Annotated in this window: 10 protein-coding genes and 1 pseudogene; 5 read left to right on the forward strand and 6 right to left on the reverse strand. The window is 61.3% G+C overall.

Translation table 11 applies throughout. The features are described 5' to 3' along the window. The first annotated feature begins 127 nt into the window (after window positions 1-127). The 5 genes from D8U71_RS20795 to D8U71_RS20815 all read left to right on the forward strand — a co-directional run bounded on the left by D8U71_RS20795 (window position 128) and on the right by D8U71_RS20815 (window position 4,144). Window positions 128-778 (forward strand): DedA family protein, encoded by a 651-nt coding sequence (locus D8U71_RS20795; protein WP_016773001.1) that lies wholly within the window; start codon window positions 128-130, stop codon window positions 776-778. A gap of 4 nt (window positions 779-782) precedes the next feature. Then, entirely contained in the window at window positions 783-1,595 is an 813-nt protein-coding gene (locus tag D8U71_RS20800) for a zinc-dependent peptidase (protein WP_016773000.1), read from the forward strand. 112 nt (window positions 1,596-1,707) lie between these two features. Continuing rightward, entirely contained in the window at window positions 1,708-2,235 is a 528-nt protein-coding gene (gene ppa / locus D8U71_RS20805) for an inorganic diphosphatase (protein WP_003205933.1), read from the forward strand. 320 nt (window positions 2,236-2,555) lie between these two features. Next, a complete protein-coding gene (locus D8U71_RS20810) occupies window positions 2,556-3,302 on the forward strand; it encodes a S24 family peptidase (RefSeq protein WP_073475694.1) in 747 nt (248 codons plus the stop codon). 407 nt (window positions 3,303-3,709) lie between these two features. After that, on the forward strand, window positions 3,710-4,144 hold the full coding sequence (locus D8U71_RS20815; RefSeq protein WP_225914394.1) for a hypothetical protein: 435 nt from the start codon (window positions 3,710-3,712) through the stop codon (window positions 4,142-4,144). A gap of 6 nt (window positions 4,145-4,150) precedes the next feature. Here D8U71_RS20815 and D8U71_RS20820 read toward each other — a convergent pair whose 3' ends face one another. The 6 genes and pseudogenes from D8U71_RS20820 to D8U71_RS28665 all read right to left on the reverse strand — a co-directional run. Then, entirely contained in the window at window positions 4,151-4,963 is an 813-nt protein-coding gene (locus D8U71_RS20820; protein ID WP_130888566.1) for a DUF2135 domain-containing protein, read from the reverse strand. A 3-nt stretch (window positions 4,964-4,966) separates the two neighbouring features. Then, on the reverse strand, window positions 4,967-6,586 hold the full coding sequence (locus D8U71_RS20825) for a DUF2300 domain-containing protein (protein ID WP_130888567.1): 1,620 nt from the start codon (window positions 6,584-6,586) through the stop codon (window positions 4,967-4,969). A gap of 1 nt (window position 6,587) precedes the next feature. Beyond that, window positions 6,588-11,162, reverse strand: a complete 4,575-nt coding sequence (locus D8U71_RS20830; RefSeq protein WP_130888568.1) for an alpha-2-macroglobulin — start codon at window positions 11,160-11,162, stop codon at window positions 6,588-6,590. Further along, complete coding sequence (locus D8U71_RS20835) at window positions 11,159-11,809, reverse strand: DUF1175 family protein (RefSeq protein WP_071173713.1); 651 nt, start codon at window positions 11,807-11,809, stop codon at window positions 11,159-11,161. The genes D8U71_RS20830 and D8U71_RS20835 overlap by 4 nt, the downstream gene beginning before the upstream one ends. Then, complete coding sequence (locus D8U71_RS20840; RefSeq protein WP_130888569.1) at window positions 11,794-13,506, reverse strand: DUF2138 domain-containing protein; 1,713 nt, start codon at window positions 13,504-13,506, stop codon at window positions 11,794-11,796. The genes D8U71_RS20835 and D8U71_RS20840 overlap by 16 nt, the downstream gene beginning before the upstream one ends. A 35-nt stretch (window positions 13,507-13,541) precedes the next feature. Continuing rightward, a pseudogene (locus D8U71_RS28665) lies at window positions 13,542-13,636 on the reverse strand (hypothetical protein); the annotation flags it as partial.

The raw sequence follows: 13,636 nt of genomic DNA on the forward strand, positions 1-13,636 counted from the left end.
GCTTTTCAGCGGTCAGACCGTATAATCCCGATCTTTCCGGCTTGTAAGAAAAACTACACCCCGCTGTAGGCTTACACGAAGTCATCCGCACAGGCCTGCCGAGTCGGGCCGTCATACAGGTGCCCCCATGGATTTCAACCCGCTCGACCTTATCCTGCATCTCGATGTGTATCTCGATTTGCTGGTGAACAACTATGGGCCATGGATCTACGCCATCCTGTTTCTGGTGATCTTCTGTGAAACCGGGCTGGTGGTGATGCCGTTCCTGCCGGGCGACTCGCTGCTGTTCATCGCTGGCGCAGTGGCAGCCGGCGGTGGCATGGATCCGGTGCTGCTCGGCGGCCTGCTGATGCTGGCGGCGATCATGGGCGACAGTACCAACTACGTGATCGGACGCACGGCCGGGGAGAAGCTGTTCAGCAACCCGAACTCGAAAATCTTCCGTCGCGACTACCTGCAAAAAACCCACGACTTCTACGACAAGCACGGCGGCAAGACCGTGACCATGGCGCGTTTCCTGCCGATCATCCGCACCTTCGCGCCGTTCGTCGCGGGCGTGGCGCGGATGCCGTACCCGCGTTTCTTCGGCTTCAGCGTGCTCGGCACCATCCTCTGGGTCGGCGGTCTGGTCACTCTGGGTTACTTCTTCGGCAACGTGCCGTTCATCAAGAAAAACCTCTCGTTACTGGTGGTGGCAATCATCCTGCTGTCGCTGGTGCCGATGATCATCGGCGTGGTGCGCAGCCGGTTCGGCGGCACCAAAGTGCAATCGCACTGAACCGATGTGGTCACTGAGCGCTTGGCGACGCCGGCGCCTCCTGGCCAGGCACCCGATTGCCGACGACCTGTGGCAACGGGTGCGCCATCAACTCTCCTTCCTCGATGGCATCAGCGCTGCTGAAGACCAGTGGTTGCGCGAGGCCTGCGTGCTGTTTCTCGACGACAAACACCTGACCGCCCTGCCCGGTGTCGAACTGCATCAGGAACAACGCCTGCTGCTCGCCGCGCAAGCACAGTTGCCGCTGCTGCATCTCGGTGATCTGAACTGGTACCAGGGTTTCCACGAGATCGTGCTGTACCCGGATGACTTTCTCAGCCCGCAACGTCATCGCGATGCCAGCGGCGTCGAGCATGAGTGGGACGGCGAACACAGCGGCGAAGCCTGGCAACAGGGGCCGGTGATTCTCGCCTGGCCCGGCGTACAGGCCAGCGGTGGCTGGGAAGGCTACAACCTGGTGATCCACGAACTGGCGCACAAGCTCGATATGCTCAACGGCGACGCCAACGGCCTGCCGCCACTGCACACCGACATGCGCGTCAGCGACTGGGCTGAAGTGATGCAGGCCGCCTACGACGACCTCAACCGCCAGCTCGACCACGATCCCGACGCCGAAACCGCCATCGATCCCTACGCCGCCGAGAACCCGGCCGAGTTCTTCGCCGTCACCAGCGAATACTTCTTCAGCGCCCCGGATCTGCTCCACGAGGCTTATCCACAGGTCTACTTGCAACTGCAGCTTTTCTACCGGCAGGATCCGTTGGGCAGACTGCGGCAACTTCAGGCCACAGACCCGGTCTATCAGGCGCACGACTAAGCTCTGCACGACTTCTGGTACGTGGCGTCGACGTAGGAATGTGCCTATAATCGCCGCCACTTTTTGGTCAATCCGGCCAAGTGTTTTTGGTCAACTACGGGGGCAACGCCCAATGAGCTACAGCAAGATTCCGGCTGGCAAAGACCTGCCGAACGACATCTACGTCGCGATCGAGATCCCGGCCAACCACGCGCCGATCAAATACGAAATCGACAAAGACAGCGATTGCCTGTTCGTTGACCGTTTCATGGCCACCCCAATGTTCTACCCGGCCAACTACGGTTACATCCCGAACACCCTGGCTGACGACGGTGATCCCCTCGACGTGCTGGTCGTGACCCCTTACCCGGTAGCGCCAGGCTCGGTAATCCGCGCCCGTCCGGTCGGCATCCTGAACATGACCGACGACGGCGGCGGCGATGCCAAAGTCATCGCCGTGCCACACGACAAACTGTCGCAGCTGTACGTCGATGTGAAGGAATACACCGACCTGCCACCTCTGCTGATCCAGCAGATCGAGCACTTCTTCGCGAACTACAAGGATCTCGAGAAGGGCAAGTGGGTCAAGATCGAAGGCTGGGCCGGCGCAGACGCCGCCCGCGAAGCGATCACCAAGTCGGTTGCCGCCTACAAGGGCTAAGCAATTGCGCTTTGCGTGACGCTTGAAAAAAACCCCGGATTTCCGGGGTTTTTTGTTATTGGCGTCTGCATAATCGACTCGGTTGTTCAGGTCGATGTAACTCGAAATACACCTTGGTCGGCCCCCTCTCCCTCCGGGAGAGGGTTGGGGTGAGGGGCTCTTGAAAAAGCCCGACTAAACAAATCGTTTAAATTCCTACATGCAGTTTTAATCTGTTTAATTTCCCACAAGTACGTCTTACATCCCGTCGCAAAATACAGGCTTTTTTTGAACGCCCGGTTTATTCAAACCGCTATAGTCCGGCCGTAGACTCCGTGTTTATGAGAAAGAACACTAGCGGTCCACGATTCAAGGCACTCCTGGAAGCAGCGAACATCAGCACCACGGATTTCGCAAGGTTCTGGGGCACGGAAGCCCAAAACGTTCATAACTGGTACACCCGGGGCGTCCCGGCGTATCGCATGGAAGAAGTCTCACGCCTGTTGTCGGTCAATAGTGAATGGCTGAAAACCGGGGAAGGCGTCAAGGAGGTCGCGCGCCTGCACCCACCCGCCAGCAACGGCGACACGTTCGATGCCCAGTCCATCTGCGGCGTCTACACCGTCATCAACCCCAGCGACATTGACTTGGCATTTTTCAAGGAAACCCCGATCGCCAACGGCGACGGCAAAACCCACGTCATCCTCGACCCCGACCAATCCCTGCGCCTGCCCCGCGCCCACCTCGATCAACTCGACATCCAGCACGCCAACGCCATCTGCGCGCACATGATCGGCAACAGCATGGCCGATCGCATCGAAGACGGCTCCATCGTCGCCATCGACCGCGGTCTGACCCAGGTCGTCGACGGCGAAATCTACGCCGTAGAGCACGACGGCATGCTGCGCATCAAATACCTGCACCGCATGCCCGGCAACGGCTTGCGCATGCGCAGCCACAACAGCGCCGAATACCCCGACGAGGTCTTCCGGCCGGCGCAGATCGAAGAGCAGCGGATTCACATTCTTGGCTGGGTGTTCTGGTGGTCGACACTGGGCAAGCGCCGGCCGGTGGTGCCGTTTCTATGACAGTTCATTCGAACCTGTGGTAGCGGGCTTGCCCGCGAATAGGCCCTGACAACCGGTACAAATCCCGAGTTTGTAGCGCTTCAGTCGCTCTAAACCGCACTCGAGGCTGGGAATCCAGAGCAAAACTCAGTATCCTGCGCCCCACATTCGCGCATCGACCCGCCCAGCGGCTCGGATGACGCCCGACGCGGCAGACCAACGTCTGACCAAGTCCCACAGCCGGACGCAGATCCGGATGTACGTTTTGAAGGCTGGCGCGGTTTACCAAAAATAAACCAAGCCAGTCCCCGAGAAGCCGGCCACAAGCCGGCTTTTTAATGCCTGCAAAAAGGCTACGCCTCTCGCTTGGAAGGAATCGAACAAGCTGGGCACCACTGTTCCGAAACGCTTCACAAGGAAGTTAAAACGTGCGATTCGCCCCTCGTTTCACACTGCTTGGACCGGTCATCCTGATCGCTGCGATGAGTTTTTATCTCTCAGGCTGCGTCGGTGCCATCGTGGCTTTGCCTGAGAAAACCACACTCAGAACTGACGAGTACAAAGCTCTAAGTGCTCGTTCGCTCACGCCAGCGATTACCCGAACCGCGCAATCAGCGCCTACCCGTGAATGGTGTGGCATCACGGTTTGGGCGTTGATCATTCCTGTTCCGCTGAAATTGCCCGTGTGTACGTCGTATTCCGAGCAGTCCTTTGGCAGTGACGAGTCCGGCAATGAAATTGTTTTGCTCTATTCAAAACAAACGGTGCCGTCGCCGTTCTACGCCTGCGGGCCGTTCATGATGCTGGGCCCGATTGTGCATGGTTATCAGGGCAACGCGCTTTGCGGCGTTTTTCCTGATTAGCCGGATTCACGGATAACTGAACGACTTCACCAACGTCAGCTCCCCCGCCGTCCGCATCGGCACTACAAACGTTTCCATCTTCTCGCTCGGCGTGCCTTCTTCAGTAATCACCGTCACCTGCGCCGTGGTCAGCGCCTGCACCGCTTCATCCCCACCTTCGTCATCTCCGCGATACCCGCCGCCGTAATAATTCACATAGACCAGATATTGCCCTTTGATCGGCGCGGGCATGGCGGCGATTTCCGGGCCGTAGCCGGTGGTGACGTCGACGTCGAGGGCGGCGCCGTTGGCGGCGCTGCGGTTGCCGTACCAGATGTGGGCGCCGTCGGGGGTGATCAGGTGCAGGTCGAGGTCGGTGCCGTCGCTGTCCCAGGCCAGCAGCACGCGCAATTTGGCCGGGGTGGCGCCGCCGCGGGCGTTGAGGAATTGCGTGCGGTGGCGTTGCTGGCCGTCGGCGCTGCGCACTTCGACGCTGTTGCTGCCGTTGGGGAAGGAGAACGGGCGATCGAAGCCGCCGGCGGGGTCGATTTTCAGCGGCATGCTGACGCCGTTGACGATCAGGCGGCCGGGTTCGTTGTTCTTCGGCACGGCTTTGATCTGGCCGCTGATTCTGGCGGTATTGGCCTGGCCAAGCGGTGTGTTGACCGACGAGGCCGGGTAGTTGACGGTCTGGCGAAAGCTCTCGCCCTCGCCTTGCGGAGCGCCGCTGCGCCAGCCGCCCACCGGGGTGTCGATTTTGACGCCATCGGCGGCGAACGCTTGCGGCAGTACGTTGAGGGCACAGAGCAGCAGCAAGACCTGTGGATAACGGAGTGTCATGGTCTATTCCAGCAAAAGGTGACGGGCGAGCCCTTCGATGTAGGTTTCATCCTGGCCGTTGGGGTGTGCTTCGAAGGCCAGGTGCAGATATTCATGAGTCAGGTCGAGGCGATCCTGCAGGGTCAGTACGCCGCGCACGTAAATGCGCTGGCGTTCGCGGTCGACGAAGGGTCGGCCGAAGGCGAGTTTGCATACGGCGAAAGTGCTGACTTCGTTGTAGCCGGTTTCGCTTTCAAGCCTCGGACGCCAGCCGCGTCGCTGCTTTTGCAGCCAGTCTTGCGCGGCGGGCAATGCTTCGCAGGAGGCGACCGGGTTGTCCCAACGGCTGAGGCTGGCGCGTGGATAGGCGTGCAGCAGAATCGCGTCGTAACGTTGGCCGGCGTTCGCTTGCTCGACGGCTTGCTGCCAGGCGAGTTTGTCCGGGCCGGGCTGGTCGGAGTGATAGGTGACGGTGCTGCCGGCCAGTACCAGGTCCGCCGTCCACGCCGCGATGTTGCGTGACTCGGCCGAGGCTGGACGCGGGGCGACGCGCTGGCGATTGCTGCTGTCGTCGATGCTCAGGCAGTCGCCGTTGCGCGTGGCGTTTTGCAGCAGATAAGTGCGGATCGCTACGGCCAGCGCCTTGGCGGCTTCGGCAGGTTCAGGTTTGGCTTCGCGCTCAAGGACACGGGCGACATATTCTTCGCGATCAAGCCTTGCGACGAGTTTGTCGTTAAGCAGAAACAATTCGCCGTCGCTGTGGATGTCCAGCGCATTGCCGTTGGCGAATTCGACGCGGTAGTCGCCGCGCAATGGCCCGGACGGGGCGACACGGTCACCTGACAAAACCTTGGAAACCGGATATTTCGAAAACAGCCTGACTTCCACGCAACGCCCCGTGTCCGCTGGCCACGCCGTCGGCAACACGCTGGCCAGCGCCTGACCGTAGTGACGCAGAACCATTTGACTGGTACCGCGCCCACCCGCCCAGATCGGTGCGCCGTCGGCGCTCCAGCCGGCGAATCCACCTTGCCGCGATTGTGCATCCTGGTCGCCGAGCCAGCTCCAGGTCTTCACCCGCAGGCGTCCGCCCAACTCGCCGACAACATTGCCGTCCGCCGCGTTCAGCACGACATCGAGCAGCACGCGGCGCATCTGTTCCTGCGCTGGCAGCAACGCCAGAACGCTCAATAACTCGGCAACCGAAACCCTTGTTGCCGGTTGCACGGCTGGCAAATCCAGCAACCACGTCGGCGCTTGCCGCGCCTGCCAATACGCTCGCCAATCCGTCGCTGCAATGCCCAACCGCGCCGGTTCGAAATACAGACCGCAGGATTTCACCAGCGCCTGATCCCGCTCTATCCTGCCGCCCGCCGAGCAGCAATAAACTTCTTCTTTGGACTGCCCGCGACATTCATACGCCGGTTCCTGTGCACCGGTATCCACCAGCCACGCGTAGACGAACAACTTCCACAGACTGCCCAGCGGCGCATCCAGCGACGCTGGCAACGGTTCCCGCTTGATCAGTTGCGTCTGACTCAACGACAACAACTCACCCTGATAGGCCACGCGCAACGGCTCATCCTGCGCTGTCGCCAGCGCAGGCATCACACTCATCAGCAGCCACAACAGCGGCCGGCGCATGTCAGTTGACCGTGACCTGACCGAGGGCGGCTTTCGCCTCCTGGGCCTGATGTTGCGGTGCATACACTTGCTTGAAGCGTACCGGCGGCAGGTTGAACTGGCCCTTCTGCGAGAATCGCACCAGATGACGCAGGCGCAACTCGCCACTAAGCGCGTCGACCGGCACCGCGTATGCCAGTTGTCCCGGTTCGAAACGCGCCTTCTCCAGCGCGGTCGGTTCGGTGCCATCCTTGCCCTGCAACTTGATGCCCCACGTCGTGCGCTCGACATCCGCGCCCGGTGGCAGCGGCACTTCAAGCATGCCGTAGCGCAGCGGTTTCGGTGCCTTGCTGGTGAGGATCACCTCGTCCAGGTACAGGCTGTCGCTGGACAACGGTTTAGTGCCGACCGGCTCGAGTTTGAAGGTGAACGCTTCGTCGCCCGGCACCAGACGCGACAGGCGCCGGGTGATGGTCACGGCCATTGGATCGACCTGCGGCTGTTGAGTCTGGAAGCTCAGCGCTGCACGCAGCGGTCGCTCTTGCGTGCCGGACACGCTCAGCACGCTCGGCAGCGGCGCCGCGCCCTGCCATGTCCAGTACATCTCGCCGCTGGCGCCGTAGTTTTTCTTCCAGCCCTCACCCGGCATCAGCGCGATGGTCGGCGAAGCCTGAGCGATGCTGCGTTGCAGCCAGGTCAGCGCCAGTGCACGTTCCAGCGTCGATTGCTGCGGCAACAGGCGTTGCAACAACGCCGTCGCACGGGCCTGATCAAACGGTTGCAGCGACAGGTTCAGTGCTTCGACGAAGGGCTGCGAGCTGACCGCCAGACGTTGTTGCGCTGCGCCCAGTTGACGATTGAATGCCTCCGGCAAAGCAACTTTCACCTGCGAGGCCAACGATGCAGTGAGTACCCGTGCCGTCGCCAGACCAAGTGCCGAATCCGGGTCGTTCATTACCAGACTGTCCTGGCCGTCGTCGAGCAAGGTTTCGGCAGCGCCTTCACCGGCCTTGGCCAGATCGTCGATCAAACCGCTGAGCAGCGTGTTCACTGGCAGCTGCATCTGTTTGGCGAACGACAGAATCAGCGCCCGTTGCAGCAATGGTGTATTCGGCGCTTGCTTGGCATAGACCTCCAGCACTCGCTGCCAGTGCTCCGGCGGCAGGGTCAGCTCGAGTACGCGGCTGGCGTTCCAGTCGGCGTAATAGGCATAGGCGGTGAGAAATGCATCCGGCTCGCCGTCGTAGCCCCACCAGGTGAAGCTCGCCGACGGCCCGGCCACTTGCACCAGGCGCAGGCGGCTGTTCTGCATGATCAGGCGCAAGCGATCGCGAATCTGCGGGTTCGAAGCCAGCGATGGATAGGCGATGCTCAACGGCAGCAAGCGACTGGCCGTCTGCTCGACGCCGCCGTACGGGTAGCCGAGCAGATCATCGAGGGCGGAACGGAACAGCGCTTGCGGACTGTCATCCAGACGCAGGCGAATATCCGTGGCATCCGCCGGCAAACTCAACGGCGTATCGCCGCTGACCACGTCGAGGCTTTGGGTCTGGGTGACCTGCCAGCCTTCACCGGTGGCACTCAAGCGCACAGCCAGCGCATCGGCGACTTTGCCGTCCTGCACCAGCTCCGCCGTCCACTCGCCAGAGGCCAAAGCGAACGCCGGCAGTGGCAGGTAATTGATGCCGCTGTTCAGGGTCACCGGCAGACGTTGTTCGTTACGGGCATAGTGAGCCACCAGTTCAGCCTTGACCGGTTTCTCCGCCTGACTGAAAGCAAACACACCCAGTTGCGGCTGATCGCCCTTGCGGAATCTGCTCGGCCCGCTCCATTTCAGGTACAGCGGTTTTTCCGAACGTACAAACTGCTTCTTCTGCCCGACCTGACCGTCATCGGCAATCGCCCGCGCGGTGATGCGCCAGCGGGTCAGCGAGTCCGGCATCTTGAAGGTGAAGCGGGTTTTGCCGTCGGCGCCAGTCAACAACTCCGGCTGCCATGCAGCGGTGTCGACGTCTTCACGGCGCGGACGCTCAAGCACTTTCACGCCGCGCTCGCTGCGATTGGCCTTGCCCGGTGCGCCGGGGCTGCCCGGCAAGGCCACGTCGTAGCTGATGAACGACAGGCTGGCACTGGTGCGCACGTTGTTGCGCCGTGGGTGATAGAAGAACTGGTCGATGGTCGGCGCGACTTCCGGTTGCAGCGCGTAGACCATTTCGTCGACCACGCTGACCGTCAGATGCGCCGGAACCGCTTTGCCGGCGAACTGCGTGGTCAGGTCGACCGTGACCGTATCGCCCGGCAGATACACCGCTTTGTCGGTGCTGATCGCCACGTCGATTTGCGGCGCGACCACTTTGATCCCGGCGTTCTGGAAGCTGTACTGACCGCCCTTGGTGTAGAGCACGGAGAAGGTCAGGTTCGGCGCGAAGTTATCCTTCACCGCAATGCGCGCGCGGTATTGGGTGTCGCTGAGTTTTTCCAGCGTCAACCAGTCAGCGCCCTTGGCCAGCAGCGCAGTGGCCTCGACCTTGTCGCGCTCCAGCGACAGCAGTGCATCGCTGACCGGCTCAGGGAAGGTGATCAGCGCCAGCGCTTCTTCGCCCGCCTTGTACTCGGGCTTGTCGAGGACGATTTCCACGGTACCCGGCACCGCTTTCACGCCGTCGCCGGTGACCGAATGGCCGGTGGCGCCGAGGACGCGACCGTGTTGATCCTTCAGCGTCAGGTTGTAGGTGCCCGGACGTTCGAAGGCGAGGCTGAAGCCTTTGTCTGTTGCGGCGAGTTTGCCTTCGCCGGTGCTCTGATCTTCCAGGCGCACCCAGGCGTAGCTGCTCGGCGTTACGGCTTTGCTTTGTTCGGTGCCACCCTCATTCGCGTAGCTGAAGACAACCTTGTCGCCGACCGCGCTGAACCGCTGCGGCGCGCTCAAGCGGAAGCTCGCCGCACCACGGTCGATGAGGATTTCCTTGGTGGTCTTGACCCGATAAGCCGCGCCGTCGCTGGCAAACACAGTGAGCATGTAGCGGCTTGGCTTGTCGGCGGCTGGCAGATCGAGGGTCGCGTTGCCCTTGCTGTCGGTGGTCAGTTCAGTGCTGGTCAATTCCACCGGGAATTGCCCGAGGTATTGCAGCTCGTTGTCGACCATCGACAGTTGCTGGGCGCGCAGGCTCAGGCTCAATTTGGCGTTGGCCACCGGTTTGCCGTCTGGGTAGAGCAACACCAGACTGCCTTTCACCGGCTCACCGGTACGGTAATCCTGCTTGGCCAGATTCAGCGAGATTTCGAAGTGCGGCTTGATGTATTCAGCCACACGGAAAGCACTGCTGTAGGCCTGCTCCTTGTAGTTGAAACGGATCTCGTAACCACCGGCCACGGCGTTATCCGGCAACTGGAAACGGCCCTGGGTACCGGCCTTGGAATCCAGTTTCAGATCGAGGGTTTGCAACTCGGTCCCCGTGGCATCAAGCACGCTGACACTGACATCCGCCGCACCCGGCAACACCGAATCACGGGCATTCTTGAACTCGCGACCGACGATTTTCAACGACACCCAATCGCCCGGACGATACAGCGGCCGGTCGGTGAAGGCATAGAGTTTGGTGTCGTAGATTTCGCTGTCGTAATAGAAGTTTTCCGAGACGAACACGCCGCCCTCTTCGTCCTCGCCGATGACGAACGAGCGCTCCGGGCTGACGTGTTTCAGGCGCAGCAAACCGTCGGCATCGGTAGCACCGCTGCTCATCACGCCGAGGCCATCGGTCCACAGCACGTTGACCTTCGGCACCGAACTGCCTTCGTGTTTGCGCGCGGCCCAGACCAGCAGTTCATCGCCGGCAATCTTGCTCACCGCGACGGTGTTGGAGACGAAAACCATGGTGGTCGCGCGGTACTTGCCGATCAGCGCTTCAACTAGATACAGCCCCGGTTTCAGGTTACCCAGCGGGATGTAGACGTTGCCCGGCGCGACGCTGACGAAGTCGCTGGACGAGCCGGCCAGATTGACCCCGGCCGGCGGCTGAATCGGCTTGGCCTGCCACAGTGGATAACGGAACTGGCTGACCACCGGCAGACCCGGGATCAGCGCGAATTGCGGCTGCGCGTCGTACGGCGTCGGTGCGGCCATGGCCTCACCCATTTTCAACTCCGGCACTTCTTCGGTGACCTGCTTGCGCGACTCGTAGGAGAACGCACGCTGCATCACCCGGCGGGATTTGCGATACCAGTTGTCCCACAGATACGCGAGGGTGTTGGACAGACCTTCGCCCTTGAACTGGCCGTCGCTGACGACGCGATGCAGGTTCTTCTGGCGCTTGAGGAAATCCAGCGGCTTGTCGATGCGATATACGCGAATGTCGGCGCCGCCGTACGGCTCCATGCGAAAGCGCCGGTAGTCACGACCCGGGGCTTCGAGGCGGACCATCGCCGGCTCGTCGCTGGCAAAACTGCTGTCGGCGAGCAGGAAGAAACTCTCACCGGCCACCGGCGTGTAATTGCTCGGCTCCACCGAATCTTCGGCATTGACGCAGGAAAACGGCAACAACAACGCCAACAGCAAGGAAATTCGCGAACAGATACGCAACATGCGGGCACCGGTCATTGGGAGAGAAAGTTCAGTCGATAGACGCCGATGAAGTTGGGGTTGGCTGCGTCGGGTATCCATCGGGTGTCCTTCCATGTCATGAGTTGCTGCAGGCTTGCCGAACGCATGCCGTTGTCAGTGGGGGTGGTGGTGCCGGTGTGATAGGCGATGTAGCGGCCCATCCAGATCATCAGGTGCTGGTCGTCGCCCTGATCGAAAAACATCAGGTCACCGGGCCGCGCCTGCGACACATCGCGGCCGACCAGATGGCTGTTGAACTGAATCAGTTTTATCGCGTTGACGTACGGCCCGACCTTGCCGCCGCCCTGCTGCCACTGTTGCGCGAGCTTGCGTTGCGCGTCGCTCAGCGCCAGTTCCGGCGGCAGATAGCGATTGGACAGACCATTGCTGCGCAGCCATTTGTCGTCATGGACTTTCAGCGCTTCGTTGGCGGCAAAGCGCACCAGCCCGGCGCAGTCCTGCTGATACCAGCGCGGGCTCGGGCCTTGGCTCAATTGCTCTTGAGCAATACGCACAAACCAGGCGCGGAATACCTGGGATTGCGCCGGATCGAGCGCTGGCGCTTCAACCGCACGGGCGCCTGCGCTCAGCAGCAACGCGAGCAAGCCGAGGCTGCGGATCAGTGCGCTCACAGCGCTTTCCATTCCAGCGGCAGCCATTGCCAGTGGCCGTCAGGCTCGCTGCCTTCAGGCAGGGTCAGGGCATATTTGCCGTAGCCGCCAAGGGTGCGCAGTTTCGGCATCAGGTAGGTTTGCGCAGCGTTGTAGAACACCGGCTCCATGTCCTGCGGCAGGCTGTCGAGGGTTTCGCGCTGCATCAGTTGCGCCATCGCGTCCGGGCCGAAGTAGATCGGCATCAGTACGTCTTTTGGCACAACGTCGGCCATCGGCGGGAAGCGCTTGTCGAGGGTGCCGAGGGCTTTGTCGACGAGTTTGTCGTCGAGGGAGAACAGCAGCGTCGAGCCATGACGGGCGAGGCTGACTTTCATGAACGCCTTGCCGGAAATCGCCTCCGGGTTTTCAGCGGTCTTCGCCGCGTACGGACCGAAACTGGAACTGACCTGACGCTGCCAGACGTGGCTCTGGCCTTCCTGCTTGTCGATCACCGGGAATACGCTTTCGGCGACATTCGCTTCGAACGCGCCGACCATCGAGCCGAACAGTTTGCCCAGATCACCGTCAAGCTTGCTGCTGTCCTCGTCTTTTAGGCTGGCGACCAGCAGCGGTGTGTACAACCGCGAATCGGCGTACCAGCACAGGCCGGCCGCGCCAGCGACGTGTTCGGTCAGCGTTTGCGCAACAGCTTCATCGGCACCGAGTTTGATCAATATCGGTTTCTGCGGCTCGGCCGCCACCGGCAGGGTCACGCAAGCGCTCGCCCCCAACGGCATCGCCTGCCAGACCGGTTTGAAATCGAAGTCCGGCTGGTTTTCCAGTTCATCCATGGCCAGATAGCTGTGCCAGCCCTTGTCGTCCATGTCGAAACGCAGGCCGGCGAAATTCGGGATGAAGCGCTGATAGCCCATGGCGAGCACGCTGGAATTGACCGACAGACGCTGCTTGGTTTCCGGGCTTTTCGCCGGCAAGCCGAACGCTTCCGGAAACAGTTTTTCACCGTTGAGCAACGCTGCCAGCGCTTGCGCGGAAACGCGGCCCGACTCTTCCGAGACGCCGCTCTCGGAGTCGTAGTACTTGGCTGGATTGGACAGCACCACCAGTTTGTCGCCGCGCGACGCGAACAGCAGTGATTTGCTGGCGTTGTAGCTGAGTTGATACAGCGGCACGTCATCGCCGCCGACTTTGAGAGTGCCGAAGATGCTGAGCTGAGTGTCATCCAGCGCCACTTTCGCCAATGGCTCGATCAGCTTGGCCAACCCGCCGCGATCCATCACCAGCAGGAAATCCTTCAAGCGACCATCCGCACCGCGCCACAACGCCACATCGGCCGGTTGATCAAAAAGCTGCTCGATCAGGCTGTCCTGCAATTTGAGGTCATGCTCGTAGATGATCCGGCGCAGGCTGCCGATCAGGCCGAGGCGATCGGCGTGGGTTTCGTAATAGAAGACGAAATCCTCGGTGAGCGTGGCCTTGAGAAACGGCACCGTCAGCAGGTCCTTGGGCAATTGGCTCAGTGAACGGGTTTCGAGCAAGGCGTCTGGACGGCCGAGGCCGAGCTTGTCACTGGCAAGTGTCGCCGGCGGCGCTTTGGGCTTGAGCAGCAGCCAGCCGAAACCGCCCGCCACACCGGCCACCAGGCACAGGCCGAGCAATACCAGCGGCCAGCGCCGCGAAGGTTTGGCCGCCGGTGTCGCGGCAGCTGGAGTCACAGTGTTATCGCTCATGTTCACAACATCCGAGTTCATCCGTGGCGGGATGCTTAATAGTTGAAAGTCTTGACCAGCAGCAGATCACCGATCGCCCGCAGGGGCACGATGAAGGTTTCGCGTTTTTCGTCGACGGTGTTTTCGTTGA

Origin of the sequence: Pseudomonas sp. Sample_21 (genome assembly GCF_004307525.1) — a bacterium.
Taxonomy (GTDB): Bacteria; Pseudomonadota; Gammaproteobacteria; order Pseudomonadales; family Pseudomonadaceae; genus Aquipseudomonas; species Aquipseudomonas atacamensis.

Bases quoted from the DNA above. Each gene is read 5' to 3' on its own strand.
- D8U71_RS20795 (WP_016773001.1), top strand. From the start codon at position 128: ATGGATTTCAACCCGCTCGACCTTATCCTGCATCTCGATGTGTATCTC.
- D8U71_RS20800 (WP_016773000.1), top strand. From the start codon at position 783: ATGTGGTCACTGAGCGCTTGGCGACGCCGGCGCCTCCTGGCCAGGCAC.
- ppa (WP_003205933.1), top strand. From the start codon at position 1,708: ATGAGCTACAGCAAGATTCCGGCTGGCAAAGACCTGCCGAACGACATC.
- D8U71_RS20810 (WP_073475694.1), top strand. From the start codon at position 2,556: ATGAGAAAGAACACTAGCGGTCCACGATTCAAGGCACTCCTGGAAGCA.
- D8U71_RS20820 (WP_130888566.1), bottom strand. From the start codon at position 4,963: ATGACACTCCGTTATCCACAGGTCTTGCTGCTGCTCTGTGCCCTCAAC.
- D8U71_RS20825 (WP_130888567.1), bottom strand. From the start codon at position 6,586: ATGCGCCGGCCGCTGTTGTGGCTGCTGATGAGTGTGATGCCTGCGCTG.
- D8U71_RS20830 (WP_130888568.1), bottom strand. From the start codon at position 11,162: ATGACCGGTGCCCGCATGTTGCGTATCTGTTCGCGAATTTCCTTGCTG.
- D8U71_RS20835 (WP_071173713.1), bottom strand. From the start codon at position 11,809: ATGGAAAGCGCTGTGAGCGCACTGATCCGCAGCCTCGGCTTGCTCGCG.
- D8U71_RS20840 (WP_130888569.1), bottom strand. From the start codon at position 13,506: ATGAGCGATAACACTGTGACTCCAGCTGCCGCGACACCGGCGGCCAAA.